A 24,409-nucleotide genomic window follows, 5' to 3' on the forward strand; every position below is an offset into this window, starting at 1 on the left:
TCGCGATGCGTCAGGCGGCGATGCGCACTGGTAGCGTCTCGTAGCCTTTGATGAAGCTGGAATACACCCGCTGCGGCTCGTCCACCACCTCGATGGTGTCGAAGCGCTTGAGGATCTCCTCCCAGATGATCTTGAGCTGCAGCTCGGCAAGCCGCAGGCCGACGCAGCGGTGGATGCCGAAGCCGAACGAGATGTGGGTGCGCGGCCGGGCGCGGTCGATCAGGAACTCGTAGGGCTTCTCGATCGCTTCCTCGTCGCGGTTGCCCGAGACGTACCACATCACCACCTTGTCGCCCTTCTTGATCTGACGGCCGCGGAATTCGTAGTCGGCGAGCGCGGTGCGCCGCATATGGGCGAGCGGCGTCTGCCAGCGGATCACCTCGGGCACGAAGCTGTCGATCAGCGCCGGGTTCTCCTTGAGCTTGCGGTACTGCTCCGGATGCTTGCTCAGCGCATAGATGCTGCCGGACAGCGTGTTGCGCGTGGTGTCGTTGCCGCCGACGATCAGCAGGATCAGATTGCCGAGGAAGTTCTTCGGGTCCATGTTCCGCGTGGCGTCGCTGTGCGCCATCATCGAGAGCAGATCACTCTTCGGCGGCTGGCTCGAACGCTCCTTCCACAGCCGTGCGAAATAGCCCGCGCATTCCATCAGCTCGGCCTGCCGCTCGTCTTCGGTGGCGACGAGGCCGCCGGCGCCGGGCAGGGTGGTCGCGACGTCGGACCAGCGCGTCAGCTTGCGGCGGTCTTCCCAGGGAAAGTCGAACAGCACCGCGAGCATCTGGGTCGTCAGCTCGATCGAGACCTTGTCGACCCAGTCGAACACTTCGCCGCGCGGCAGATTGTCGAGGCACTCGGTCGAGCGCTTGCGGATGTTGGTGGCGAGATCGTCGAGATGCGTCGGCGTGAACATCGGCGCCACGGTCTTGCGCTGCGCCGAATGGCGCGGCTGGTCCATCGCGATGAAGCTTTCGCGGCGCAGATCCGGCGGCACGTCGCGGATGGTGATACCGCCGAGCGAGGCGGCCGAGGAGAACACCGAGTGGTTGGTCTCGATGTCCATGATGTCGTTGTAGCGGGTGATCGACCAGTACGGACCGAACATCGAGTCCTTGCAGTAGTGCACCGGATCCTCGCGGCGCAGCCGGTCGAAATACGGCCAGAAGGTATCGGTCTTGAACAGCTCGGGATTGCCGGGATCGTAGTCCGAAAGCGCAAGCGAATTGGCGCGTTCGCGTGCGGCGTCCAGATTCGTGTTGTCGGCGAGATCGACGGTCCCGTGCATGAGCGGCTCCTCAACCGTTTGAGCTGCCGGGGCATAGCCGGCGCGGCATGTTTTACCGAATTACATTCTCATTCCGCGGTTTGCGCAAGGGCTCTCGACGCGCATTTGGCCGCATTGATGTCAGGCCAAAGCGGCCGAATCCGGGCTTTTCCGGTGGGGAAGGGGCCGCGGCCGCGACCACGCCCGTTTGAAACGGCGTTTGATTGGGGCGGGCGGCGGCCTGCGAATGGTGCGGGCGCCGTTTATTGACTGCCGGTTTTCTCGCCGGCGGGTTTTTCGCAGGGGTAGGTGTCCTGCATGCCCCACAGCAGCAGGAGAGCGATCACCATCTCACCTTTCGCCGAGCGCTTGTCGGCGGACTTGAGCATGATCTCTTCGGTCTGCTCGCTGCTCAGTGCGAGGTCGTCGGGCATGCAGAACAACAATTGGCCGCCATGCCGTTTCAGCCAGGCATTGGAGGCCATCAGGCCGCCCCTGACGCCGTCCAGGTACATATGATTGAAGATGCGGAAATTCTCACTCTTTGGATTGCGATAGGAATCCAGCCGCACGTCGACGGCAGCAGCCGGAGCTGCCGTGAGCGCCAGAAGGCATACCGACAAGATCCATCTGGTCATCGCTGCGGTTTCCTCGCTTTGCGGTGGCGTCTTCGCCTCCATCGCCTGATCGTTAAGTATGTCATTGCAGCCCTGGGGTTCGACGCCGGCCGTTGATCGAGGACTGCGCGCTTTCCGGCATTGCCGTTAAGGCATGGCCAACCGCATCCCGCCAAAAATCGCCCCACGATCTCGACCTTGTGTGAAACCTGGATCACACTCGCGACGACAAATTTGTGCTTTTGATACCCAGAGATTGTCCCGCCAGGAGCCATCCCGTGAACGACATGAGCTGGACCCCGCTGGGGCCGCCGCAGCCGCCTCCGCAACCGGCTCCGCCGCCGATGCCGGTGGCGTTTTCAGGGAACCGCAAGGAGTTCTTCCGCCTGGTCGCGCGCGGCGCCGGGCTCGAACTGGTCACGGTCGGCTTCTACCGGTTCTGGCTCACCACCGACATCCGCCGTCATCTGTGGTCGAACAGCCAGATCGATGGCGATGCGCCGGAATATACCGGCCGCGGCAAGGAGCTCCTGATCGGCTTCCTGGTCGCGCTCGCGATCCTGGTGCCGATCTATCTCGGCTATTTCCTGATCGGCATCGAGGCGGAGCATCTCAAGGCGTTCGCCTCGCTGCCGCTGGTCGCCTTCTTCTACCTGTTTGGCCAGTTCGCGATCTATCGCGCGCGGCGTTACCGCCTGACCCGCACGGTGTGGCGTGGCGTCCGCTTCTGGATGAGCGGCTCGGGCTGGGTCTATGCGCTCAAGGCCTCGCTCTGGGGCGTGCTGGTCGTGATCACGCTCGGCCTCGCGCTGCCGTGGCGCGAGGCGGCGCTCGAACGCTACAAGATGCGGCACTCCTATTACGGCGATCTGCAAGGCTCGTTCGAGGGCCGCGGCTGGGAGTTCTTCAAGCGGGGCTGGTGGCTCTGGGTCCTGATGCCGTTCGCGCTCTACAGCACGATCTTCGCCCCGTTCGCCTATGCCGCGTTCAAGGCGGTCGAGTGGCGCTGGTGGCTGTCGGGAATCCGCTTCGGCGAAGTGAGGCTGGAATCCACCCTCCGCCGCGGCGCGCTGATCGGCCTGTACTGGAAGGTGATCGGCTGGGTCGTGCTGCTCGGCGTCGTGTTCGCGGCCTATCTCGCGCTCTGCACCTTGCTGGTCGCCAGCATGGACGGCTCCTCGATCGCGGACTTCTTCAGGACCGAGGCGTTCGCCAAGAGCATTCCGCTGATCGTGCTGCTCGGCATCGGCTATCTCGCCTTTGCGCTGGCGCTGAACGTGGTGTTGCGCGTCTATCTGATGCGCGATCTCTGGGTCCGGATGCTGTCCTCGACCACCGTGCACAACATCGGGGCGGCGGCCAACGTCACCGCGCGCGGCGAGCTCGCCAACGCGCTCGGCGAAGGCTTTGCCGACGGCCTCGACGTCGGGGGCTTCTAGCTACATGGAATCCGATTCCGGCCAGACCAATTCCGCAGCGGCGTCGGCTCCCGGTGGTGTCTTCTTCGACGGCGTGTCGAACCGGCGGCGCATCGTCGCGCTCAAACTGTCCGACGCACTGGAGATCCGTGAAGACGGCGCGCTGCTCGCGCGCTGGGCGTTTCACGACATCCGCCGCGCCGACAGCCCGTCCGGCCTGTTGCGGCTGAGCTGCCTGACCGCACCGCCTCTGGCGCGGCTCGACATCCGCGACGCCGGGCTGATCGCCGCGCTGGTCGCGCGCTGCGACACGCTCGAGGCGGATTTGCCGAACCGCAGGGGTGTCGCCGCGATCGTCGGCTGGTCGCTCGCGGCCGCGGTGTCGATTGTGCTGGTGGTGCTGTTCGGCGTGCCGCTCGCCGCCGAGCGGCTGACGCCGCTGGTGCCCGACTCGTTCGAGCGTCGCATCGGCGATGTCGCGGAGGCGCAAGTCAAGGTGCTGTTCGACGGCAAGCCGTGCAGCAATCCGGCCGGCCAGGCGGCCTTCGCGAAGCTGGTCGGCAAGTTGCGGCAGTCCGCAGGCTTCGATACGTCGGTGCAGTCGGGCGTGCTGGCGACGTCGGTGCCGAACGCCTTCGCGCTGCCCGGCGGCAAGGTCTATTTGTTCGACGGGCTGCTGGAGAAAGCCGAGAACCCCGACGAGATCGCCGGCGTCCTGGCGCATGAGCTCGGCCATCTCCGGCACCGCGACAGCATGCGCGAGTTGATCCACAACGGCGGCACCTCGTTCCTGATCGGGCTGTTGTTCGGCGATGTCACCGGCTCCGGCGCGCTGATCTTCGCCTCGCGCTCGCTGGTGACGTCGTCTTATTCCCGCGACGCCGAGACCAACGCCGACAGCTTCGCGATCGAGACCATGCACAAACTCGGCCGTCCGGCCAAGCCGATGGGCGAACTGATGTTTCGCGTCACCGGCAAGGAGGGCGGCAAGGGGCTCTCGCTCGTCTCCAGCCACCCCTTGACCGAGGACCGCCTCGCGCGCATGGACAAGGCCGATGCCGCCAGCCGGCCCGACGGTCCGCCGCTGTTGTCCTCGGCCGAATGGCAGGCGCTGAAGGGCATCTGCGGATCTGGCAAGGGCAAGGTGTGACGGCGAAGCAAGTAGCCCGCATGAGCGAAGCGACATGCGGGTCAAGCGCATCCCGGATGTCGCTTCGCTCATCCGGGCTACGTCTTTGCTGGCTGACGGGCCTACGTCCTACTTCACCAGCCGGAACTTGCCGCCCTCGACCTTGATCAGGAACGCCGATCGCTCGTCATAGCCGTTGTGATCGGTCGGGCTCATCGTCGAGAGGCCGTTGTTCAGGTAGACGTCCTTGCCGCGCTCGAGCTCGTCGCGCAGCGCGGCGCGGAATTCCGCCGTGCCGGGCTTTGCGGTCTTCAGCGCATTCGCCGCCGCCCGCTTGAACAGCGTGACGGCGTCCCACAGATGCGCGCCGAAGATGTTCGGCTTCTGCCCGTTCGCCTTCTCGTAGGACGACACGAACTCGTCGCGCACCTGGCGGAACGGATCGTTCGCCGGCAGATCGTCGGCGATGGTGAAGGCCTCGCCGGTGAAGATCGCGCCCTCGACATTGGCGCCGCCGAGCTTGATGAACTCCTCCGAGGCCACGCCATGGGTCTGGAATATCTTGCCGGCATAGCCACGGCTGCGCAGCGCCTCCTGCGGCAGCACGGCGGGCGTGCCGGCGGAGGCGATGAACACCGCTTCCGGATTGGTCGCGATCACCTTCAGCGCCTGGCCCATCGCGCTGGTGTCGGCGCGCGCATAGACCTCATGCGTCGTCACGGTGAGGCCGAGCTGAGGGGCGAGCCGCGACACCTCCTTGTAATAGCCTTCGCCATAGCCGTCGGAGACGCCGATATAGCCGAGCGTCTTGATGCCGGATTTCGCGATGTATTTCAGGATCGCCGCCGCCATCAGGTCGTCATTGGGCACCACCTTGAACGCCCAGCGGCGGCGGTCGTCCATCGGCTGCACGATCGCGGTCGCCGCCGCGAGCGAGATGATCGGCGTCTTGCTCTCCACGGCGACGTCGAGCATCGGCATGGTCACCGGGGTGAGCGAGGAGCCGATCAGGATATCGACGCCGTCCTGGATCACCAGGCGCCGCGCATTCTGCGTGCCCTTGGTCGGGTCGGACTCGTCGTCGAGCGCGATATAGGTCACCTTCTCGCCGCCGATCTCCTTCGGCAGCGCGGCGATGGTGCGCATCTGCGGCTGGCCGAGCGCCGAGCCCGGTCCGGATCCGGACACCACGACGCCGACCTTGATGTCGGCACGCGCGCCCGGCGCGACCAGGATCGCGCTCGCAAATGTCAACAGTCCGGCCATGGCCAGCTTCATTACAAATCCTCCCAGCAGGTTTTTTTATCTGCGGCCGATGATAGCCGACCGCCGTCCGCTCGCGCATCATATCGATTCCGCCCGATCCGTCTGTCCCCCTGATTGGGGACATTGGGCGACGCGGGCAGGGTCTGCGCCTGCTCGAGTTCAGCCCTGATCGGCTGGAGTGCCGGAACGGCGAACGGGAATGGCGAGGCCGACGCCGTCCGGAGCTCTTGAACGGGCTCCGCCCGCCATGAACCTCGCGTTTACCAATCCCTTAAAGGCGGTGAGAACCAGTTTCCCTAATCGGGCGGCAACGACCTGCTGTTATTGAAGGACAGGAAAAGGGAGTACGAACCATGTTCAGCATTGTTCGGATCCTCGTCTTGATCGCATGTGCACATGCGGGATCCGTGGCTGCGGAAGTGCGGTGGGACGGCGCGCAGTCATCGCCGGCGGTCCACGTCCATGATTGAGCCTCATCCGATTGCGTCCGAGCACGCGCGCGCCATCTGCGAAGAGATTGGCGAGCGGCTGCGCCATGCCCTGCGCGGCGATTACGCCGATCTGCCGCCAAGGCTGCGCAAGCTCGTCGACGAGCTCGCTCTGCAGGATTGCGAAGCGCCGTCGCTGGTGCCTGCGATGGCGGACATGACGCGGCCGCTGGTCGCCGCGGCCTAAGCCGAGCGTCCGCGTCACACGTTCTTCGCGACCTTCCGTGTCCGCGTCGGTCCGGCGCCGGCGATTGCCGGCTTGATATTCCATACCGCGCGCACGCTTGCGAAGGCGTGCGCGATCACCGGCTCCTGGCGGCGGGCGGCGAGGCTGGCGAAGGAGAGATCGCAGGTCAGCTTCACCTTGTCGGCGACCACGAACTGATGCGGCCGCGCTATCCGCGGCGCCAGCACGTTGTCGCGTGCGAGGCTGAGGCAGAGGCCGGATTCGACGAAGTCGATCATCGCCTCTTCCTGGTCGGTGTAGCCGATCCGCTTCGGCAATGCGCCGAGCGGGCGGAAGATGTCGTCGAGCAGCCGCCGGTGGCCGGAGTGCGGCGGTGTCGCGAGCCAGGGCAGCTCGGCGAGCTCGACCCAGCCCTTGCCCATCACCCGGTCGCGCCAGGCGATCGGTGCGATCACCCGGTAGTCGTAGCAAAGCAGCGGGGCGAGCTGGTAGCGGCCGTCGGCGATGGTCCGTTCGGTGAAGCTGTGATGGACGAGCTGGTCCTGAGGCGTGGCGTCGACATAGTAGCCGACGTCGAGCTCGCCGCGGCCGATCTGCGCCAGCACGTCGTCGCTCACGCCATGGCGCAGGAAGACTTCGGTGCGCTGCGAGGACATCGCAAGGCTGCGCACGAACGGTCCGAGCCGGGTGAATTCGGGGTCGAGGATGGTGCCGACGCGCAGCGTGCCGCGCTGTGCCTCGTTCAGCGAGTCCGCCATCGCCTTGAAATCGGAGGCGGCCGCGACCGCCCGGTGCGCCAGCGGCAGCAGCGCGGCGCCGGCCTCTGTCAGGGTAAATCCGGCAGGGGTGCGGTTGAACAGCTGCAGCCCGGTGCTTTCCTCGAGTGCCTTCAGTTGCAGGCTGACCGCGGGCTGGGTCAGTTTCAGCATCGCCGCTGCGCGCGATACCGTGCCCTCACGGGCAACCGTGATGAAGCAACGCAAGGCCTGGGTACGGGGAAGCTCGATCATCGCACGTGCTTATAGCACACTTTTTTGGCGCGCATCCGGCCTGCGTCGTGCATTGTCATGCGATTATAATACAACCAATGCGAGAAGTCAGGACGGCCGCTACGCAACCATGCCTTCGGTGCGCGCGCGGACCTCGGGCGAAGCGAGGTACGAAGCAACTTCGCGAGACGGTGACAGCAAAGCCCAGTATCGAGGACCATCCACCGCCGTCGTCCTGGCGAAAGCCAGGACCCATTACCCCAAATGTCAATTGTTGTGCGATGCTGTGGCCGCGATCTCGTTCACAATCAAATGCGGTGGTTATGGGTCCCCTGAGTTCACAAACGAAGTGCAACACTTCCTTGAGGAGGTGTTGCCATGGGGCGGAGTTACAAGCAGCTCTCTCTGGACGACCGATGCGAGATTGCCTGCCTATCGGCCAATGGCAGCTCGGTCCGGCAAATCGCGGCAGCTCTGGATCGCTCGCCATCAACGGTCTCTCGGGAATTAAGGCGCAATCGGGGGAGCCAGGTCGGCTACAAGCCAAACTATGCCCAGCACCAGATGCGAGCGCGGCGCTGGACGGGCGGACGCCTCGAACGGGAGCCCGGCCTGCGCCGCGCGGTGTTGCAACGCCTTCGCCGGGGCTGGTCGCCCGAGCAGGTCGCCGGCCGGCTGGCCCGCGAGTCCGGGCGCAAGGTGATCTCGCACGAGACCATCTACCGCTTCATCTATGCCCAACTCAGGCGCACCACGGATTTCAACTGGCGGCGCTATCTGCCGCGCGCCAAGAGCAAGCGCGGCCGCCGCGGCAAGAGGGGCGGCAGCCCCGCAAGCTTCATCGAAGGCCGTGTTTCCTTGGCAAATCGGCCGATCGAAGTGGCCGACCGCAGCGTGCCCGGACACTGGGAGGCCGACCTGATGATGTTCTCGAAATACGGTCAGGCCGTGCTGACCGTGCACGAGCGCACCTCGCGTCTGCTGCTCGGCATCCGCCTTGCCAGCAAGGTCGCGCGCGGTGTCGCCCGCCATCTCGTGGGCTTCTTCGCGACCCTGCCACAAGAGCTGCGCCAGACCGTGACCTTCGACAACGGCACCGAGTTCGCCGGTCACCTGGCGCTGCACCGCCTCTCGATCGAGACCTTCTTCTGCGATCCCCACGCCCCCTGGCAGAAGGGCGGCATCGAGAACGCCATCGGCAGGATGCGCCGCTTTATTCCCCGCAAGACCGATCTCGTAACCCTCTCGACCGCCAGATTCCGCCAGTTCATCGCCGCCTACAACAACACCCCGCGCAAATGCCTTGACTACCGCACGCCTGCCGAGGCTTTTGCTCAAGTGTTGCACTTCGAATGTGAATCCACCTCCTGGCTCTCGCCAGGACGACGATTGGGGAGAGCGCACGCTCATGCCGCGAGAACGCGGATGCGTGATTCACAAGCGGCGCAACAAACCCAGTGTCGTCCCGGCCTAGTGCGCACTTGCGCACGGGGGCCGGGACGACGGTGTTGTGCGCGACGAGCATTGCGCACCAAAAAAGCCGCCACCTTCACTCCAGATGGTTCACCTTCGCCACCCAGGCGCGGACGTCGGCGAGAACGGCGGGCAGCACGGCCTTGACCTCCTGCACGGTCATGCCGGGCTTGATGCGGGGGTCGTAGAGCAGATTGAGCAGATATTGATCGTAGACGTCGAAATAGCCCATCGAGACGTTGTCGTTGAACATGGTCCAGGGCACGGTGGCGGTGTCGTTGATCGGGCCGAGCGACTGCAACAGCTCCTCATAGGCGCAGTCGAGGAAGACGAAATCGCCGTTGTCGACGGTGAGGATCACGTCGGAATGCTCGATCTCGTAGTTCTCGTTCTTGCGGAAGCCGGACAGGCATTGCGGGTCGAGCGAGGAGCGGATCTCCTTGGCGCGCTCCTGGCCGTAGAAGGTCGCGATCGTGCGGTATAGCTCGCGGTCGCGCACCAGCTTGACCACGACATTGGCCGCTTCGTTGTTCTCGGTCATCGCGATGTCGAGATGCTGCACCTTGCTGCGGATGTCGGCGACGACCTTGGCAAGCTGCGCTTTGCGGTCGGCGCGGCTGCCGTCCGCGAACACGCGCACCGGACCGTCGTACTTGCGGATGCGGTCGACCCGCCCGGCGAGATGATATTCGGCGCCGAACGCGGTTTTCAGAAAGCCCTCGACGATCTCGGGGTCGGTGAAGACCTTCTTCTCATTGCGCTGGCGCGCGGCGATCGCCGGTACCTCGGTGGCGGCCGCGGGCAGCGCGGCATCAGCGAGGCAAGCGGCGAGCGTTGCGGCGACAAGGACGAGGATCGAAGGACGGTGCTGGGGCATTGTGACGACGCTGCCGCAAGGTTTGCGGCAGCGCAAGGCGGGATCAGCGATCTTGCCGAGTGGCGGCGCCTGGTTCCGTTGAAATCGACGCGATCAGTTGTTCTTCACCACCACGGTGGTGCCGACCGAGACGCGACCATAGAGATCGGTGACGTCGTCATTGGTCATGCGGAAGCAGCCCGACGAGACGGCCTGGCCGATCGTCTCCGGCTCGTTCGAGCCGTGGATGCGGTAGAGCGTCGAGCCGAGATACATCGCGCGCGCGCCGAGCGGGTTCTCGATGCCGCCGTTCATGTGGCGCGGCAGATCGGGGCGGCGGCGCAGCATCTGCGACGGCGGCGTCCACGACGGCCATTCCTTCTTTGCGGAGATGCGGTGGACACCGCTCCAGCGGAAGCCGTCCCGGCCGACGCCGATGCCGTAGCGCAGCGCTTGGCCGTTCGCCAGCACCAGATAGAGCCGGCGTTCGGCGGTGTTCACCACGATGGTGCCGGGGGCGTAGTTGGTCGGGTAGTTGACGGTGGTGCGCGGGATCGGGCTTGCGCCGCCGCCGCCGAAGAAGCTCGGGGCTTCGGACTGATAGCCGCGGGAGTCAAAGAACTGGGCGTGGGCCTGGCCGGCACCTGCCAGGATCGTGAGCGCGGCAAACATCAAGGCAATCGGGCGCATGGTCGTCGTCCTCGCGAACAATCAAATATGCAGTCAGAGAGGCCACAATTACCGGCGTTTCGCAAGCGACGAAGCCGTGACCTCAGGCATTTTCGAACAACACGGTTTAAAAAGGCAACAGATCGGAAGCGATACCTGCATTGTCCGGCCAAGCCTTTGACGAAGCCGCTGAAGAATGGTTGATCTGGAGCGTTTTCGAGCGAAGTGGGTATCGGTTCGCGTCAAGAAAACGCGACCGAACAAAAGGATGAGAGCATGATCCGATTCAATCGGATCGGATCGTGCTCTGAGCGACCTCAAGAACATCTCGAAACGGGAGCGAGAGCATGAATGGTGCGGAAAGTCTGGTGCGGACATTGGTCGCAGGCGGCGTGGATGTCTGCTTTACCAATCCCGGCACCTCGGAGATGCATTTCGTCGCGGCGCTGGACAAGGTCCCGGGCATGCGCTGCGTGCTCGGTCTGTTCGAAGGCGTGGTGACCGGTGCGGCCGACGGTTATTTCCGCATGAAGGGAACGCCGGCCTCGACGCTGCTGCATCTCGGGCCCGGACTCGCCAACGGCCTTGCCAATCTGCACAACGCCAAGAAGGCGCATTCCGGCATCGTCAACATCGTCGGTCAGCATGCCACCTACCACATCGGCTACAACGCGCCGCTGACATCCGACATCGAGGGCCTGGCGCGGCCGATGTCGTCCTGGGTGCGCACCTCGCCGGATGCCAAGTCGGTTGCCGCCGACGGCGCGGCCGCGATCGCCGCGGCCAGGAGCGCGCCGCCGCAGATCGCAACCCTGATCCTGCCGGCCGACACCGCCTGGAACGAAGCCGACGGCATCGCCGAGGTGCCCGTGGACACGCAGCGCCCGAGCTATTCGCCGCAGGCGGTCGATACCGCGGCGAAAATCCTGCACGGCGATGCCGCGCATACGCTGCTGCTCGTCACCGGCAGCGCGCTGACCGAGCACGGGCTGGCGCTCGCCGAGCGCATCGCCGGCAAGACCGGCTGCACGGTGATGGGCCAGACCTATCACCCGCGGATGGCGCGTGGCCGCGGCCGCTTCTCGATCAACCGGATTCCCTATGTGATCGAACAGGCGCTGCCGATCCTGAAAAATTTCCGTCACATTGTGCTGGTCGAGGCCAACGATCCCGTGGCGTTCTTCGCCTATCCGAACAAGCCGAGCATGCTGAAGGCGGAAGGCTGCGAGGTGCATCGCATGACCGCCTGGGGCGAGAATTCGGTCGCGGCGCTCGAGGCGCTCGCGGGTGCGCTGCATGCGACCGCGCAGGACGTCAAGCCGCAGCAATTGCAGGAACTGGCCAAGCCGACCGGCGCGCTCAACCACGCCACGATCGCGCAGGCGATTGCGTGCGCGATCCCCGAGAACGCCATCATGGTCGATGAATCCGTCACCACCGGCCGCGGCTTCTTCCCGCCGACGGCAGCGGCCGCGCCGCATGACTGGCTGCAGAACATGGGCGGCTCGATCGGCTTCTCGACGCCGGTGGCAACCGGCGCCGCGGTCGCCTGTCCGGACCGCAAGGTGATCTGTATGGTCGGCGACGGCAGCGCGATGTACACGATCCAGTCGCTGTGGACCCAGGCGCGCGAGGGACTCAACGTGGTGACCATCGTGTTCGCCAACCGCATCTATCAGATCCTGCGCGGCGAGTTCGACGGCGTCGGCGCCGGCGAGCCGGGCAAGCGGGCGCAGGACATGCTGAAAATCGACCGGCCGACGCTCGACTTCGTCGCGCTCGCCCGGGGTATGGGGGTGCCGGGCAGGGCGGTGACGACGGCCGACGAGTTCAACAAGGCGCTCGCGGAAGCCGTTGCGGAGCCGGGACCGCGGCTGATCGAAGTGCAGATGTAAGGGCGTAGTTGCGGCGGCGGCCCAGAGCATGATCCGGAAAAGTGCGAAGCGGTTTTCCGAAAAGATTATGCTCAAACAACAAGCTAAAGCGCGATGATGAACCACCTGATCTCATCGCGCTTTAGTCCAGTCGGAGGCGTCGATGCAGACCGAGCTGAACAAGGTGATCGCCGCCGTGGAGGAATTCTATGCGCAGGAGATGTTCCTGCTCGAGCGCGATCTCGGCGAGCGAACGCTCACTCACCGGCTGGCGGTCTACGTCGAGCGGCAATTTTCCGGCTGGCAGGTCGATTGCAACTACGACCGGCTCGGCGAGCGCACGCTGCGGCTGCCGCGCGGCTCGGGGAGTTCGACCGACGACCATCTCGGCAAGTCGATCTATCCCGATATCGTCGTGCATCAGCGCGACATCCCGAACAATCTCCTGGCCATCGAACTGCGCAAGGACAGCAATCACCAGCCGATCGAGCACGATCAGCGCAAGCTGCAGGCGCTGACCGATCCGAACGTCTGGTTTGCCTATGCGATGGGCGTGCTGGTGATCGTCGGACACAGCGGGGTGAGCTTTTCCGAGGTCTATGCCGGCGGAGCCATCGATAGCGCGACATCGCTCTGGTTTGCCGAGCGGCTCCGCGAGAGCGGGCTCGCGAACAGGCGCGACAATGGCGCTCCGCATTAAGCCTATCGATGAATCTTTCTCCGCGTTGCAGTGATAGCCCGTTTGGATCATGCGTGGCCCCTGCACGCGCGGCACAACAGAACGTGCGGGAGGTGGAGCAATTCCTGGAGCTGGTGGTCAATTTTCAGAACGATCCGATGGCGGTGCGGATTATCAGCTTCGCAACTCTTTCGCTCCCCCTCCCGCACCTGAATTCGCTGGTCTGACTTTCGCTGGTCCAGCTTGCACTGATCCAACTTCCACTGCCCCAACTTCCAACGCCCCAACTTCCACGGCCTGAGGTGGTCGGCGCACTTGATTGCGACGCGACGGGCCGAGGCGACATCCGCACCGAGACAGTAAAAAGGCCGCCTTCGGGCGGCCTTTTCCGTGATCGCCAAGTCCGTGATCGCCAAGTCCGTGATCGCGAAGCCCGTGATCGCCAAGTGGATCACCGGGCGCGATTGTTTCTATTTATTGCTTGGTGGCATCGCTGCCGGTCGTGGCGGCACCGGTCGTGGCACCGGTCTTGGCGCTCGATTTCTTGGCGGTCTTCTTCGCTTTCTTCTTCGGCGCCTTGGCCGCCTCGCTCTTGGTCGCGGTGTCGCCGCTTTGCGCGGCGGGGGCCGGGCTCCCGCCCGCCTTGTCCTGCGCGAGCGCGGTGGACGAGACGAAGGCAAGGGCGGTGGCGGCGAGGATCAGTGTTCGCATCGGATGTTCTCCCAAGTTGGTTTCCGGCGAGCCTCAACGGGACAGAATGTCGCAGGGTTCCGCGGCGCCGATCATCAGTCCGTGAGCTCTGCGTGAACGGCATTGGCCACCGCGGAACCGGGAACCGGGCGCCGCGTTATCTGGCCGGGCAGGAGTTCCGAGGAGAGACGCCATGCGCTGGCGGTCAGTGACGGAAACCACCAATACGGTGCTCGACACCGCCCCCGAGGATACCTTCTACGCGGCGGGCTGGACCATCAGCGGCGTGGCGACGCTGGCCACCATCGTCGCGATCTGGATGTTCGGGATCTGAGGTTGAACGATCCACGACAAGGCAGCCGGCGCGCTGTCGCTGGCGGCCGGTCGCGGCCTGCGTCGTCCGCTACTTCCGCAGAATTGCCAGCCCTTCCCGATAGAGTTGCGAGAAGCAGACCAAGAGCGCACTCGACAGCAGGAACATCGCCAGGCTGTCATAGTCGCCGGCCGTCGGCCAGGCGAACTCGAAATAGGGCGGCATGAACGCCCACCAGACGATCGGTACCGTGATGATGGTGGCAAAGGCGCCGGCGGGCGCGCCGCCCATCAGGCCGGCGATCAGGATCGCCGGCACGAAGCCCGCGAAATAGAACTGCATGCCGAAGCTCGCGAACATCTCCTGGGTCGCGGTGGCCAGCACCACCGCAAGCAGGGCGACGACGAATGTCGACAACGACCAAGGCCGCAGCTTCAAAATGTAGTCGTTGCCCTTGCGCATCGAGACTCCCGGCCCCAGCGAGTTCCGGGAAGGTAGCCGAGGAGGCCTGCAAACAAAACCCCGTACGATTCCGAGGGGCAGGGTTGTGCTCGATACAGTGAAAAGGAACCGGCCCGGTCAAGCCGCCGCCGTATTGTCGCGCATATTGCGTTGCGGCACGGCGATTGGGGACAACACGATGCTCGAACTTCTGATTGTCGTTCTCGTCGCCGGGATCGGGTTCGTATCGGGGTACGGCGTGCGCGAGCTGATCTCTCGCCGCAGACGGCGGTCCGCCCCGCGCGTTCGCGTTCGCGCGCCGCAGGTTCGCGCCGCGAATGACGACAGCTCCGCCCGCGGCTGGTATCGGCCGACCGGCACTCAAAGCGCCGATCACGCCATCCCGCCACCCGATGAACTCGACGGCGCCGTTCGCGACCTGCTCGGCCAACTCAGCCGGCGCACCGCCCCGCCGGATAGCTCGCGGGCGCACAGCGATCTGCCCAAGCGCGGGCCGCTTCGAGCTGATAGGCTAGGCTGAACAAAGTGGCCTCCGCGCCCACGCGCGCGGCGAAGTGGGAGCCGATGGGCAGGTTGTTGGCGCTCCGGTACAGGGGAATGCTCATCCTGGTATTCCCGCCGCGTTGATCAGCGGCGTGAAGTCCGAATTATCGACGACACGCTCGAACAGAATGTCGAACAGCAAGTCTGTGGCGTGCTCGCCCAGAAGTTTCGGCGGATCACGCGCCACAGGCGACAGCGGCACATCGTAGGTTTCAAAAAATGCGTCCAACGCCCGGCTAGCTTGCGTCAACTGAGCGACCGCACCAGCAATCCGATCCGGCAAAAGCGCCGCTCCTCGGCCCGCGAGCCTCAGCGTCCAGAGCTCAAAATTTCGTGTCGGCGTCGCATCCGATCCATGCGCATGTTCCTTGGACTGCGCTCGCGGCCAGTACCATCCATGCGTCGAGAAAGGCTTCGATCGCTGCCTGGCCAGGAAATGGCCACTCCGTGGGCTACACATGGTGGCCCAAGCTTTCGCAAAGTCGCGAGGTGGAGACCAGTGCGTCGTCCACATCGGTGGCGGCGCGGTTGCCGCTGAAGCCCTCCCGTATCGAGCTATGCGAAGCGGTTTGCTGACTGGATCGCGCACGAACCCAACGGACCAAGCTTGGTGTCCGGGTCTTCCGTGAGACTAAGCATCAGCGCACTGTCGCGCACGGACCGGGTAAGGAAATGATTGACGGCGACGTCGGGCAGGTCGAATGGCATGGGAGGGGCGCCATCGCTTCGATTGCGGCCTGAGGCCCAAGACGCCGGTGTGGCACGCCGGACGACGGATTGATCCGCCCCCATCGCTGGCATGTGCCATCGGAATCATCCCGGCTGCGACGCGCTCCAGCTCCCCGTGAAGACCCGCCGGGTGAGCGCGCGGGGTCCCACGGATTGTGGGTCGGACCGAACAGTGTGGGCTCGCTCGCGTCCATCAGCGCGAACTCGGGCGTGTTTGTGCGTCCGACCGTGACCAAGCCGATAGCCTCCAGCGCTAGCGCGTAAGGAGAACTGGTCGGCGGGACAAAGTCGGCTAGTGCGCGGCATCCAAACGTGTTCGGCGTGCCCGCCACGGACAGTACATCCTTGATCAGAAACGGAACACCGGCGAGAGGACCGACAGGGCGGGGCTTGCAGCGCGCTCGCGCGCTTGAGTGTATAGTTTGTGAGTGACAGCGTTGAGCGCTGGGTTGGTCGCCTTGATCCTCGCGATGGCGGCTTCAACAAGCTCGCTTGCGCTGATCTCGCCGGAACGAACCAGATCGGCTTGGGCGTTAGCGTCCAGCCCGGCGAGGGCGTCATTTCCGCCCGAGCGAACCTGGGTCTGCGACATGCGTGCCCACTCAATGTTCCTTACCGAGGCAGTTCACACTATCGGCGTGCGCGGGGCGTAGGGAGGCCCGAGTTGGCGGAATGGTCAAATGGCCGCTTGCCCGTTAAGCAACTCGGCGCGCAGCCACTCTTCATAGGCGAACAAGCCCGCTTCGCACTCGGCTGTCTTCAATGTCTTCCGACATGTCGAGAGGAAAGACCTGTCGCCATATCCTCAGTAGCCCAGGAGGCTCACAACATGATGCGAATTGCGAGCTGCCAACGTGGACAGCTGAATTTGACGGTAGAGGGCGACCCCTGCCTTGGTTTCAGTGTGCAATTGCACGCGATGCCAAAGCGTTTCGGGAGCGCGTTCGCGCTTTCGTCGAGAAGAACGCTGACTAAGTGACGAATCGTTCCGGCGATGGCCTCACCTATGGTCGGACGGGTACTTCGGGGAAGGCCGTCAAATTCTTGTTCTGTCCCGTAGGTGGATCGACATTGAGCACAAGCCTTGAGCTCTTGCCACATGTCATCGGCATTCCGGTTGGATGCTTCGCCGATCCAGACTTTCCCGCGCCGAAGGTGGCGGCTTGGTGCGAGACAAAGCTTGAGTGGGTTCGGTTTCCTGATGGACTTCTACTTTTGCGAGACCAGAGTCAGCCAATAGAGCCCGAATAGACTTGACCCGAATAGACTTGGTTTGCGTGACCCAAAGATGGATTTGGTGTCAATTGCAACCGCGCAGTACCGGCAAGTCACGCTCGCTTCGATTTCGCGAAGCTGTGTACGGCCCTGGTAGCTGCATCCGCGTCGAGGAGGACGGTGACGTCGACCCTGTGTTCAAGAAGCTCATGGGCGAACGCGGTGCGGATCGCGGTTGTGCACTGCCGCTGGAGCGCGCCTCAAGCTGACGATGCAACGGGACCTCAACCGCGGCTTGGTCGTCCGGTGGCCGGATGATGCCGTCCTGCCAATGTTTTGCCCGACGAAGTCAGTCAAGTTCGGAAATGGCGTAACCCATCGATCCGGCTTGCGTCGGCTACTTTACATGGGGTTGTTTTCGACATTATTGATGAGGCGGTCCCGAAGGGCACCAGGATATGCTCGGCGCGATGGACCGGGCGAGATCCCGTCCGTGGTTAGGGGTGGGGGAAGCCATGCCGAGCTTCGTTCAGTTCCTGCAGAATTCGGGTGTGTACACTGCGCAAAATTTCATGATCGTTCCTCGGGGAGGCTTCAACCTGGTCTGTCTCCGCGACAGCAAGGACGTTGGCCTGTCGTATGATCGCAATCGACTACTGGTCGAGGATGTGCGGCTCGATGACGTCGAACGTGTCGCTCAGGAATACATCAAGACCCGCTTCAGGGAGCAGAAAGGCCAGGAGCGCGACGACCAGTTGCTGCGTCTGCGTACAGCGCTGTATGCCACCGCACGGCCGGACGGCCCTGCGCGCGGCCTCAAGGTCTCGCCCAAAGATAAAGGCATTCCCGAGCTTAAAGCCGTACGCGGCAGCACAAGCATCAAGTTGGATGTCGCCATTCTGCCGCGCAAAGATTTCACGATCGCGTTCAAATTCCTCAAGCACCTCGATCAATCCGGCAATCTGATCAACGCCACGAGATGGACGCCGGACGACGTGCCCTGGTTCCTCACCAAGCTGAACTGGACGTTCGGGGCTCAGGCAAATATCTTTTTCACCGCGGCAGAGGCGACTTGGATTACGGTCCAGAAAGCCCTTGGACCAAAAATCTCGCGGGATGTTTTCCGTAAGGAAATCGTCCCGTTCAAGGTGCGCGGCGCCGATCTCACGTGCTTTCTCGTCGGCGACTATGACGCAATGGATAACGAGGCGGCTGGAGAGTATCTGCCCGACGAGCAGGTCTTCGTAGTTGTCGATCAGGGCAATCCACCCGTGTTCGACTATGGCGAGGCGTTCATTGGCGTCATGGCGCACGAGGTGGGTCACTTCCTGCACCACAAGCGGAACATTCCCGGAAGTGGGCACCATAACCGAAGCGGCATTTTGCTTTCCAGCGGCATGGAAAGCTTGTCCCTGGACAAGCAACTCGTCACCGACCTCAACGCGTGGTGAGAGCGCTTGTTCTCCGCTCACGCTTTGGCAGCAATGTACCCGTAATAATTCATAAGGAAGTCCCCAATCGAGAGAGGCTTCTGAGCGCCACCCTTGCCCGGATGCGGGATCGCGTAATCTCCTTTGCCCCATGTGAAGATCGTTGTCGTCACGTTTCCGCTCGACACTTGTATCCTGTCACGCAAGACGACCCAGTGCCGCGTTAGCACCGAGCCTTCATCCGACTGGTCGTCATATTCGATCATGTTGGCGCTTATGAACAGGCATACGCGATATCCACTGGCGAGCAGGGCGTTGGCTTCGTTGACGCTGTCGATGCCTTTGCTGAATTTCAGATTGGTCTCCTCGCGCACGTCCTGGTATCCGGCCTTGCGGAACCATTGCTCCATTTCGCTCGGCAAGGTGATCCCCGCGACGTCGCTTATTCTGCCGGTGTCGTCAAAATCGAGGAACCAGTTTTCGGAGTCGCGAATGGAGGCGCAAGTCAGCCAATCGACGTGGTCCAGCGAGTAGGGCGGCGTGTAGCTTTTCACGTCCTTTCCCGGCTTGATCAGCAGGCGGCCGAGGTTCGCCTGCCCCTTCTGGTACAGGTCGATGGCGAACCGCGCATATTGCCCCGGCTTGTCGGATGCGTAGCTGAACATCAGCGCGGACGGACCGCACATGCTCGCTTGATCCTGATCTATGAGGCTCGGCTTCGCAATTCGCCTGAGAATGCCTATCCCGACGCGGTGCGGGTCGAGCTTCGGAAAGAATGTGGTCCTCGTGTTCTTGAGGAAATCGCAGACCATCTCCGCGGCGAGCTTCTTTTGATCCGAGTTGAGGTCGTACGGTCCAACCCCGAGCCACTTCTTCTTTTCGTCGCCGACGAAGAGCGTGATGAGTTTCTTCGAAGTCGGAGAAAGCGTTCTGGAGGTGTTTGCGATGGTGGTCAGGTCGTCCAGCTTGAATGCGGTGACCATGCCGTCCGTGACGGTCGCCCTGATGATGTCGACGACTTCCGCGTAGTCCAGCTTGGAATCGTCGAGCAGACCCCTGCGAAGCGCGGCATCGACGGATGGCGTCGCGATCCCGTCCCATTGACCCTTTGGAGGAGGAGGCCTGGCGGCTGCCTTTGTCGCGAGGTCGACGAGCCGAGTGAATGTCGGCCCGCCGGGCCGGATATAGCCGTCCGGCGTGCCCGGGAAGTTCTTTTTCTGGAAATACAGGATCGAGTTGTAGAGGCTGTCGCTGGCGTGACCCGTCACGACCATTTGCGGTTTGAGCGTGGTCTCGGCTCCTCCGTCGGAAATGGCGATCTTGTTGAGCAGCGAGATGACCAGCTCCTGGTCTTGCTTCCAGTTCTGGCAGCTGCGACCCGTCGCGGCAAACCGACCGACTTTGTCTTTCAATTGCGGCATGAGCAATCACCAGCAATATGATCGTTTTCAGTGGCGGATTGCGGGCTCTACTATCGCGTTGGTGGTCGGCTGAAGTGTCCAAGCAAGCTTGTCGATGAACTCGTACTCAAATAGCGCCTGCGGATCGGTTCCGAAATAATATCCATACTGATGCAGAATCTTGGAGCCCTTGGCGACCATCTCGCGCTTCCATTTCAGGTCCTTGGCAGAGCTGAACTGAAATCCAATCACCACCGCATAGTTTTCGTACGCTTCGGCCACTTGCAGAATGGTCGCGCGCGTCAGGATGCCAGCAGGGTCTTCCAGACCTTGAACTCTGAACGCGGTGATGCGGTTCATCAGATTTGATGCAACCTCCTCCTCGGACCAACCCATGACGCCCGCTGCAACGCCCTTTGCGAAGCCCTCCTTGATGAACTTGACTTGAATGTTCTTGAACGCCTCCCGAGCCGCGACCTTGTCAGCCACCATGAGGACCAGATCAGGAATCATCGCAGCGATATTCTCGGCCTTGAAAGCCTCCTTTAAACCCGCCTTGAAGCCAGCTTTGGCCGCGCTCCAAAATCCTTCGCCGGCGACGGAGCCTGCCGGCGGCGGCGGGATCTCTGGCGGGGTCGGTGTGTTCCGCGGGACTTTCAGTCTCACCTCCGGTGCCCGGAAGTCGAGCGCTTGAACGCCTCTCCTGCGCATAGCAATGAGCGTTCCTCCGCTGTCCCTGGTCAGAAACACCGGATTCTTGATGCCGCGAGCCACTCCGCCTGCCCTGACCTGGGCGACCACATCGGAATCGAACGCGGAAAGCCCGTGATTCAAACCCTCATTGCCCCACTTCCAAACTTGCGCCCGAGGGACCTGGGTCATCATTCTGTCTTCGACGATCCGCAAGTCGGTGAGCAATTTTTCGCCGGACTGAGCGCGCGCTCCCTTCAAGAATTCAAACTTGACGCGTGGTGAGATCAGAACCTCGTGACCGTCCTTGGCCAGATTGAGAATTTCATTCTCAAAACGTCGGCTGAGCGCTTTCTCGGCGGCGCTCGCCGCAGCTCTTTGTCCGTTCTGTATGTCTATAAGAATGTTGGTATCGAGCCAGACGGGGGGCTTTAAAGGCGCCATTGCGACAACACCATTGGCATAAACCGGCCTAGGACGCATTTGCGTCGGCGAGCCTATCCCTCAGTCGCATCTGCCGAAGTGCCGGTTCAAGCGGCTTTCGATATCGCCATGCAAGTTCGACCTTGCTTTGGTGCTGGCGCGATCCCACGACTTCGGCGATGCATCGACAATGTCGGCGCGCTCTTCGCCACCCTTGCAGGGCTCGTGGGTAGAACGGCCGGCGGCTTCCGATCGGCTTCACCAACGGTGAGATTCCATCGCAGGTCAGACGTCTGCCGCACCCTCGATCGCTGACATGCGATCGTCAGCGCGCGCCCTTCGGCTTGGAGCCAAGCAGATTATGCGTCCCACTGACGCTTAGCGTTCCCGAGCACTCGAATCCCCCGAAAATTCCACAGGAGCCGGTGACGGTGACGCGCAAGTTCTTGCGTTGATACAGGTCGACCGAAACGCCAAATCGCGAAAAATCATTCGCGCTGTTCGGCAGGATCAGGTCGATGTGATCGATCGCCCAGCGCGGCAGGTGAGGATTGCTCTTCCAGAACAGTTCATTGACGGCGTGGTGTCCGAAATTCGGTCCGACCGTGAGGGCGCCGTCTGCGCCCTCGAACACGAAGCCGGTCTCGTCGATGTGAACATTGACCCGGTCCGGCGCTACCGCGAAATGCAGCGACGTGATGTCTTGCGGCTGCGGGTCCTTGCCGAACTGCGCACTATAGTCGTCGCTCCATTGCCCCCGGCCGCGCCCCAGCCCGAAGCCGTGCCGGCCCGGAAGGTCCCGCGTCGAGAGCGGCCGGTCGGATAGCTTTGGGCGCCAGATCTCCCGGAATCCCTTGCCGATTGTGGCTGCCATCGACAGATCGAGGGCCCAATGCGACGGCTTCTCCGGGCTTTTGCCTTCGGCGAAGGCGTCGAATCCGTCCGACGTCTTGGCAATGCGCAGCGTCTTGATCAGGTCTTCCCAGTCCTTGGGCAGGAACGTGACGCCGTCGAGCGTGCTCGTCGCGGCCGCGACGCCATACTTCTCCAATTGGCGTCGGATATAGGCCTTTTCGTCATAGAGGCGGACATTGGGATTCGGCCCCGCGAAATATTTCGACAGATCGATCTGCGGCCGGAGCATGGTCAGCCGCGCCGCGATCTTGCGGTAAGTGTCGGTTGTGGTCGGGTCGGTGGTCGTCACGGGGCTGCCCTCCGAGTGAAAGCCAGTCCCCGATTTGTCTGGTCTGGCCGGGGCCGGGTTCAACTGAACCTCCCAACCGGAAACGCCGACCACCATTCGTGGAGCAGTGTAAAGAGCAAGGACGGTCCGATGTCGCTTCGGAGCAGGGTGCTAGACGTACTCAACGGCCCGGCGGTCGCGCGCATTCGCTTCCGGTTTCCGATCCGTGGCAGCCACGTGACGATTGCACCGCAAACGTTCCATCACGTCGCTCGCGCGATCCGGTTGGGACAGGTCAGCGTCAGAGTTCCGACGGACCTTGCGGCAAATGTTGCGGCACAATATAACGACGTCGCGCGGATCCGGGCGGACGGTACGGTCGTTGCGGCGAATACGCTGGAGGTCGTGTCGGCGACGGGGCGAATGGACGAAGCCTATATCGTCCACGAGGCCTTGCATGCGGCATACGATCTGCTGCGTACCGGCCTTGACGGCAATGCGGAGGAGGCGTCCGCCTATGTCTGCACTGCGCTCTACTGCCGCATGACAGGCCTGCCGCGACCCCGCTGGGCGAATGGTCCGATCTACGCCAATGCCGCCGAGGTCGCCCGAACGCTGCTGTCGCAATATCAGAAGGGTGATCCCGGCATTCCATGGGTCGGCGAGCATGAATGGCGGATGCTGCGCGCCGGTGTCGGCCTTAGTACGGTCTATGCCAGCGGACCCGGCGGCATTGTCACCGGGTGGCTGCTCGGCCAACAATACACCCACGACGGCTGATCGCTGAGACTGTGTCCGCTCCGCAGAAGGACGGGCCGGCTCCTTGCCGCCCGTCCTCAGGCCACCAGCAGACCCAGTTTGCCGACAGTTGCCAGCGAACGGTCAACGCTCTGTCGGGTTGACAGCAGCAACGGCTCGGCGGGCTGGCCGGCATCATCCATTTGCTTGACCTGGACGGTCGGCCCGAAGGTTTCGGTCATTTCGGCTGTGATCTGCTCGATCGTCCGGGAGCCGTCGAGCAACTGCAGGAAGTGGCGCGTCCTGTCGTCCTCCAACTGCACGGTCTGGTGAAGCAGATTGGTGACCAGCGGGCCGCTCTGCGCCTGCCTGCGGGCGAGCAGACTCGCCTGCGGACAATCCGTGACTTCCTTCACGAGAAAGGGCCGTGATTTCAGAAAGGAGACCTCGCCGCTGCAGGCCAGGATATAGAGCGCTTCCGTCAATATCCGTTGGTCATCGGCTGTTTGCCGGCCTTCCAGCAGCGTCCGGGCGCCATCGAGCAGTTCAGTGAATGAGAGTGCGCGCGGCCAGGCCCGGCCGAGGCAAAGATGTGCCGCCTTCAGGAGCGGATTGGTCACGGTGATTCGGCTGCCGTCCTGATTTTCAAATTCCATCTCGGAATCGTCGGTCAGGCAGGCGTCGGGGCGACGTGGGCTGGTGGTGCTCAGCAGATAGAAGGCGGTGATGAAGTCGAGATCGACCTTGCGGTCAAGGGAGATGTCTTCGTGGCAGAGCAACGTACGCCGAAACCCGTTGCCGTCGATGAAGTCCTGGTATTGATCGCGCGCCATGAACTCGCTTTCGGGAAAGCGCTGCAGCGTGGCGCGGACCTCTTCGGTGTAGCCGGCAAGATAGCGCCGTGAGAAATCGGCGTCGCCCAGATATTGCAGCCCGTGTCCGCCGGCGTCTTCGACGACTTCGTGCAGCAGGAAGGCTGTCGCGCCAGAATCGAGATCGTCGTGAAAAAGCAACTCGTCCGGAGCCTTGAGGACGCGGTTGCACTGATCGCGCATGACTGTACCGTGCACCGAGTTGGACTTCGATCCTTCGCTGAGAAATTTCACGATGGCGCGAGCTTGTCCCACTTTCTCCTTCATCCCGGTGATGCGCCGGGTGTGGTAGCGCATCATGTCGCGGACCATGTCGCGAAGATGCGAGAACGGGTGCGCGTTATAACTGACGTAGCAGAGCCCCTGTGGCGCCAAATTCCGTTTGAAGATGGACATCATCTTCTCGCGCACGATCGGTGGTACCCAAGAATACACGCCATGGGCGATGATGTAGTCGAACTGTCCGAAGGCCGCGTCGACATCCATGATGTCGCAATGCAGAAGCCTGATATTGCTCAAGCCCAATGCGGCGATGTTCCGCTGTCCGCGTTCGATCGTGACGCCGCTCAGGTCGATACCGATGAACTCGCTGTCCGGATATTGAAAAGCCATCGGCAACAGATTGCCGCCAACGCCGCAGCCGAGCTCCAGGACCCGGCAGCGCTCGACCGGAGCCGGCTGTAGGCCGTAGACCGCAGCGATCGTCGCCAGATGGTTCGGGTGGGTGAGCCCGTAGACATGCCCGGGATAATACACCTCATCGTATGGTGTGGTACCGGTGGTCGGCTGGCGGTGCTCGGTCTGGATGTTCATCG

The 24,409-nt window shown here is 63.0% G+C and carries 26 protein-coding genes and 2 pseudogenes; 12 read left to right on the forward strand and 16 right to left on the reverse strand.

Annotated features, from left to right (window positions below; all coding sequences use genetic code 11):
* Positions 1–10: 10 nt before the first annotated feature.
* Both QA639_RS08840 and QA639_RS08845 read right to left on the reverse strand, forming a co-directional pair.
* Positions 11–1,282, reverse strand: a complete 1,272-nt coding sequence (locus QA639_RS08840; protein ID WP_157347118.1) for a cytochrome P450 — start codon at positions 1,280–1,282, stop codon at positions 11–13.
* Between the two features lie 242 nt (positions 1,283–1,524).
* Positions 1,525–1,941: a Rap1a family protein gene (locus QA639_RS08845; RefSeq protein ID WP_244978699.1), complete on the reverse strand. Its 417-nt coding sequence runs from the start codon at positions 1,939–1,941 to the stop codon at positions 1,525–1,527.
* A 224-nt stretch (positions 1,942–2,165) separates the two neighbouring features.
* Here QA639_RS08845 and QA639_RS08850 point away from each other — a divergent pair, with 224 nt between their 5' ends.
* Complete coding sequence (locus QA639_RS08850) at positions 2,166–3,317, forward strand: DUF898 family protein (protein ID WP_157347162.1); 1,152 nt, start codon at positions 2,166–2,168, stop codon at positions 3,315–3,317.
* Between the two features lie 4 nt (positions 3,318–3,321).
* Positions 3,322–4,446, forward strand: coding sequence for a M48 family metallopeptidase (locus QA639_RS08855; RefSeq protein WP_157347116.1), 1,125 nt, complete (start codon positions 3,322–3,324; stop codon positions 4,444–4,446).
* 108 nt (positions 4,447–4,554) lie between these two features.
* Here the strand turns inward: QA639_RS08855 and QA639_RS08860 are convergent, their stop codons facing one another.
* Positions 4,555–5,703, reverse strand: coding sequence for an ABC transporter substrate-binding protein (locus QA639_RS08860; protein ID WP_157347114.1), 1,149 nt, complete (start codon positions 5,701–5,703; stop codon positions 4,555–4,557).
* A 450-nt stretch (positions 5,704–6,153) separates the two neighbouring features.
* Here QA639_RS08860 and QA639_RS08865 point away from each other — a divergent pair, with 450 nt between their 5' ends.
* Positions 6,154–6,366 carry a hypothetical protein gene (locus QA639_RS08865; RefSeq protein ID WP_157347112.1) on the forward strand — a complete coding sequence of 71 codons (213 nt, stop codon included), beginning with the start codon at positions 6,154–6,156 and terminating at the stop codon, positions 6,364–6,366.
* 14 nt (positions 6,367–6,380) lie between these two features.
* Here QA639_RS08865 and QA639_RS08870 read toward each other — a convergent pair whose 3' ends face one another.
* Positions 6,381–7,376 carry a LysR family transcriptional regulator gene (locus tag QA639_RS08870; RefSeq protein WP_283089567.1) on the reverse strand — a complete coding sequence of 332 codons (996 nt, stop codon included), beginning with the start codon at positions 7,374–7,376 and terminating at the stop codon, positions 6,381–6,383.
* A gap of 357 nt (positions 7,377–7,733) precedes the next feature.
* On the opposite strand from QA639_RS08870, the pseudogene QA639_RS08875 reads away from it, so the two are divergent.
* Positions 7,734–8,720 (forward strand): annotated as a pseudogene (locus QA639_RS08875) (IS30 family transposase); the annotation flags it as partial.
* 184 nt (positions 8,721–8,904) lie between these two features.
* Here the strand turns inward: QA639_RS08875 and QA639_RS08880 are convergent.
* Together QA639_RS08880 and QA639_RS08885 are read right to left on the reverse strand one after the other, a co-directional pair.
* The gene (locus QA639_RS08880) at positions 8,905–9,705 is read right to left on the reverse strand and encodes a DUF2927 domain-containing protein (RefSeq protein WP_157347110.1); all 801 of its coding nucleotides are present in this window, start codon (positions 9,703–9,705) and stop codon (positions 8,905–8,907) included.
* 93 nt (positions 9,706–9,798) lie between these two features.
* The gene (locus QA639_RS08885; protein WP_038378145.1) at positions 9,799–10,374 is read right to left on the reverse strand and encodes a L,D-transpeptidase; all 576 of its coding nucleotides are present in this window, start codon (positions 10,372–10,374) and stop codon (positions 9,799–9,801) included.
* Positions 10,375–10,700: 326 nt separating this feature from the next.
* Between QA639_RS08885 and QA639_RS08890 the strand changes: the two genes are divergently transcribed.
* From QA639_RS08890 to QA639_RS08900, 3 genes are all read left to right on the forward strand, one after another.
* On the forward strand, positions 10,701–12,248 hold the full coding sequence (locus QA639_RS08890) for an acetolactate synthase large subunit (protein WP_157347106.1): 1,548 nt from the start codon (positions 10,701–10,703) through the stop codon (positions 12,246–12,248).
* 142 nt (positions 12,249–12,390) lie between these two features.
* Positions 12,391–12,927 carry a hypothetical protein gene (locus tag QA639_RS08895; protein WP_050383074.1) on the forward strand — a complete coding sequence of 179 codons (537 nt, stop codon included), beginning with the start codon at positions 12,391–12,393 and terminating at the stop codon, positions 12,925–12,927.
* A 53-nt stretch (positions 12,928–12,980) separates the two neighbouring features.
* A complete protein-coding gene (locus QA639_RS08900) occupies positions 12,981–13,133 on the forward strand; it encodes a hypothetical protein (protein WP_157347104.1) in 153 nt (50 codons plus the stop codon).
* A gap of 247 nt (positions 13,134–13,380) precedes the next feature.
* Here QA639_RS08900 and QA639_RS08905 read toward each other — a convergent pair whose 3' ends face one another.
* A complete protein-coding gene (locus QA639_RS08905) occupies positions 13,381–13,617 on the reverse strand; it encodes a hypothetical protein (RefSeq protein ID WP_244481729.1) in 237 nt (78 codons plus the stop codon).
* 172 nt (positions 13,618–13,789) lie between these two features.
* Here QA639_RS08905 and QA639_RS08910 point away from each other — a divergent pair, with 172 nt between their 5' ends.
* Entirely contained in the window at positions 13,790–13,930 is a 141-nt protein-coding gene (locus tag QA639_RS08910) for a hypothetical protein (RefSeq protein ID WP_167350374.1), read from the forward strand.
* Positions 13,931–13,999: 69 nt separating this feature from the next.
* On the opposite strand, the gene QA639_RS08915 is transcribed toward QA639_RS08910, so the two are convergent.
* A complete protein-coding gene (locus QA639_RS08915) occupies positions 14,000–14,371 on the reverse strand; it encodes a DUF4118 domain-containing protein (protein WP_028338178.1) in 372 nt (123 codons plus the stop codon).
* A gap of 178 nt (positions 14,372–14,549) precedes the next feature.
* Between QA639_RS08915 and QA639_RS08920 the strand changes: the two genes are divergently transcribed.
* Complete coding sequence (locus tag QA639_RS08920) at positions 14,550–14,891, forward strand: hypothetical protein (protein WP_157347103.1); 342 nt, start codon at positions 14,550–14,552, stop codon at positions 14,889–14,891.
* Positions 14,892–14,972: 81 nt separating this feature from the next.
* Here QA639_RS08920 and QA639_RS08925 read toward each other — a convergent pair whose 3' ends face one another.
* The 4 genes and pseudogenes from QA639_RS08925 to QA639_RS08930 all read right to left on the reverse strand — a co-directional run bounded on the left by QA639_RS08925 (position 14,973) and on the right by QA639_RS08930 (position 16,235).
* Entirely contained in the window at positions 14,973–15,197 is a 225-nt protein-coding gene (locus tag QA639_RS08925) for a hypothetical protein (RefSeq protein ID WP_157347101.1), read from the reverse strand.
* A gap of 348 nt (positions 15,198–15,545) precedes the next feature.
* Complete coding sequence (locus tag QA639_RS41850; protein ID WP_428841147.1) at positions 15,546–15,731, reverse strand: amidase family protein; 186 nt, start codon at positions 15,729–15,731, stop codon at positions 15,546–15,548.
* A 73-nt stretch (positions 15,732–15,804) separates the two neighbouring features.
* Positions 15,805–16,062: pseudogene (locus QA639_RS41855) on the reverse strand (amidase family protein); the annotation flags it as partial.
* Positions 15,993–16,235 (reverse strand): hypothetical protein, encoded by a 243-nt coding sequence (locus tag QA639_RS08930; protein ID WP_157347097.1) that lies wholly within the window; start codon positions 16,233–16,235, stop codon positions 15,993–15,995. The pseudogene QA639_RS41855 and the gene QA639_RS08930, both read right to left, overlap by 70 nt.
* A 383-nt stretch (positions 16,236–16,618) precedes the next feature.
* Here QA639_RS08930 and QA639_RS41860 point away from each other — a divergent pair, with 383 nt between their 5' ends.
* Both QA639_RS41860 and QA639_RS08935 read left to right on the forward strand, forming a co-directional pair.
* Positions 16,619–16,894, forward strand: a complete 276-nt coding sequence (locus tag QA639_RS41860; protein ID WP_157347095.1) for a GFA family protein — start codon at positions 16,619–16,621, stop codon at positions 16,892–16,894.
* A gap of 479 nt (positions 16,895–17,373) precedes the next feature.
* Positions 17,374–18,309 (forward strand): hypothetical protein, encoded by a 936-nt coding sequence (locus QA639_RS08935; protein WP_198400260.1) that lies wholly within the window; start codon positions 17,374–17,376, stop codon positions 18,307–18,309.
* A gap of 17 nt (positions 18,310–18,326) precedes the next feature.
* On the opposite strand, the gene QA639_RS08940 is transcribed toward QA639_RS08935, so the two are convergent.
* The 3 genes from QA639_RS08940 to QA639_RS08950 form a co-directional block, all read right to left on the reverse strand.
* Positions 18,327–19,709 carry a hypothetical protein gene (locus QA639_RS08940; RefSeq protein ID WP_283089569.1) on the reverse strand — a complete coding sequence of 461 codons (1,383 nt, stop codon included), beginning with the start codon at positions 19,707–19,709 and terminating at the stop codon, positions 18,327–18,329.
* Between the two features lie 27 nt (positions 19,710–19,736).
* A complete protein-coding gene (locus tag QA639_RS08945) occupies positions 19,737–20,822 on the reverse strand; it encodes a hypothetical protein (protein WP_157347091.1) in 1,086 nt (361 codons plus the stop codon).
* 304 nt (positions 20,823–21,126) lie between these two features.
* Entirely contained in the window at positions 21,127–22,005 is an 879-nt protein-coding gene (locus QA639_RS08950; RefSeq protein WP_283089570.1) for a hypothetical protein, read from the reverse strand.
* A 129-nt stretch (positions 22,006–22,134) separates the two neighbouring features.
* Between QA639_RS08950 and QA639_RS08955 the strand changes: the two genes are divergently transcribed.
* On the forward strand, positions 22,135–22,764 hold the full coding sequence (locus QA639_RS08955; protein WP_028335395.1) for a hypothetical protein: 630 nt from the start codon (positions 22,135–22,137) through the stop codon (positions 22,762–22,764).
* Positions 22,765–22,820: 56 nt separating this feature from the next.
* On the opposite strand, the gene QA639_RS08960 is transcribed toward QA639_RS08955, so the two are convergent.
* Positions 22,821–24,407: a class I SAM-dependent methyltransferase gene (locus tag QA639_RS08960; RefSeq protein WP_038377674.1), complete on the reverse strand. Its 1,587-nt coding sequence runs from the start codon at positions 24,405–24,407 to the stop codon at positions 22,821–22,823.
* Positions 24,408–24,409: the final 2 nt, after the last annotated feature.

The sequence above is a fragment of the Bradyrhizobium pachyrhizi genome (genome assembly GCF_029714545.1).
Classification (GTDB): domain Bacteria; phylum Pseudomonadota; class Alphaproteobacteria; order Rhizobiales; family Xanthobacteraceae; genus Bradyrhizobium; species Bradyrhizobium pachyrhizi.

Excerpts from the sequence above, each read along its gene's own strand:
- QA639_RS08840 (WP_157347118.1), bottom strand. The coding sequence starts at position 1,282 with ATGCACGGGACCGTCGATCTCGCCGACAACACGAATCTGGACGCCGCA.
- QA639_RS08845 (WP_244978699.1), bottom strand. The coding sequence starts at position 1,941 with ATGGAGGCGAAGACGCCACCGCAAAGCGAGGAAACCGCAGCGATGACC.
- QA639_RS08850 (WP_157347162.1), top strand. The coding sequence starts at position 2,166 with ATGAGCTGGACCCCGCTGGGGCCGCCGCAGCCGCCTCCGCAACCGGCT.
- QA639_RS08855 (WP_157347116.1), top strand. The coding sequence starts at position 3,322 with ATGGAATCCGATTCCGGCCAGACCAATTCCGCAGCGGCGTCGGCTCCC.
- QA639_RS08860 (WP_157347114.1), bottom strand. The coding sequence starts at position 5,703 with ATGAAGCTGGCCATGGCCGGACTGTTGACATTTGCGAGCGCGATCCTG.
- QA639_RS08865 (WP_157347112.1), top strand. The coding sequence starts at position 6,154 with ATGATTGAGCCTCATCCGATTGCGTCCGAGCACGCGCGCGCCATCTGC.
- QA639_RS08870 (WP_283089567.1), bottom strand. The coding sequence starts at position 7,376 with ATGATCGAGCTTCCCCGTACCCAGGCCTTGCGTTGCTTCATCACGGTT.
- QA639_RS08880 (WP_157347110.1), bottom strand. The coding sequence starts at position 9,705 with ATGCCCCAGCACCGTCCTTCGATCCTCGTCCTTGTCGCCGCAACGCTC.
- QA639_RS08885 (WP_038378145.1), bottom strand. The coding sequence starts at position 10,374 with ATGCGCCCGATTGCCTTGATGTTTGCCGCGCTCACGATCCTGGCAGGT.
- QA639_RS08890 (WP_157347106.1), top strand. The coding sequence starts at position 10,701 with ATGAATGGTGCGGAAAGTCTGGTGCGGACATTGGTCGCAGGCGGCGTG.
- QA639_RS08895 (WP_050383074.1), top strand. The coding sequence starts at position 12,391 with ATGCAGACCGAGCTGAACAAGGTGATCGCCGCCGTGGAGGAATTCTAT.
- QA639_RS08905 (WP_244481729.1), bottom strand. The coding sequence starts at position 13,617 with ATGCGAACACTGATCCTCGCCGCCACCGCCCTTGCCTTCGTCTCGTCC.
- QA639_RS08910 (WP_167350374.1), top strand. The coding sequence starts at position 13,790 with ATGCGCTGGCGGTCAGTGACGGAAACCACCAATACGGTGCTCGACACC.
- QA639_RS08915 (WP_028338178.1), bottom strand. The coding sequence starts at position 14,371 with ATGCGCAAGGGCAACGACTACATTTTGAAGCTGCGGCCTTGGTCGTTG.
- QA639_RS08920 (WP_157347103.1), top strand. The coding sequence starts at position 14,550 with ATGCTCGAACTTCTGATTGTCGTTCTCGTCGCCGGGATCGGGTTCGTA.
- QA639_RS41850 (WP_428841147.1), bottom strand. The coding sequence starts at position 15,731 with ATGATTCCGATGGCACATGCCAGCGATGGGGGCGGATCAATCCGTCGT.
- QA639_RS08930 (WP_157347097.1), bottom strand. The coding sequence starts at position 16,235 with ATGTCGCAGACCCAGGTTCGCTCGGGCGGAAATGACGCCCTCGCCGGG.
- QA639_RS08935 (WP_198400260.1), top strand. The coding sequence starts at position 17,374 with ATGCCGAGCTTCGTTCAGTTCCTGCAGAATTCGGGTGTGTACACTGCG.
- QA639_RS08940 (WP_283089569.1), bottom strand. The coding sequence starts at position 19,709 with ATGCCGCAATTGAAAGACAAAGTCGGTCGGTTTGCCGCGACGGGTCGC.
- QA639_RS08945 (WP_157347091.1), bottom strand. The coding sequence starts at position 20,822 with ATGGCGCCTTTAAAGCCCCCCGTCTGGCTCGATACCAACATTCTTATA.
- QA639_RS08955 (WP_028335395.1), top strand. The coding sequence starts at position 22,135 with ATGTCGCTTCGGAGCAGGGTGCTAGACGTACTCAACGGCCCGGCGGTC.
- QA639_RS08960 (WP_038377674.1), bottom strand. The coding sequence starts at position 24,407 with ATGAACATCCAGACCGAGCACCGCCAGCCGACCACCGGTACCACACCA.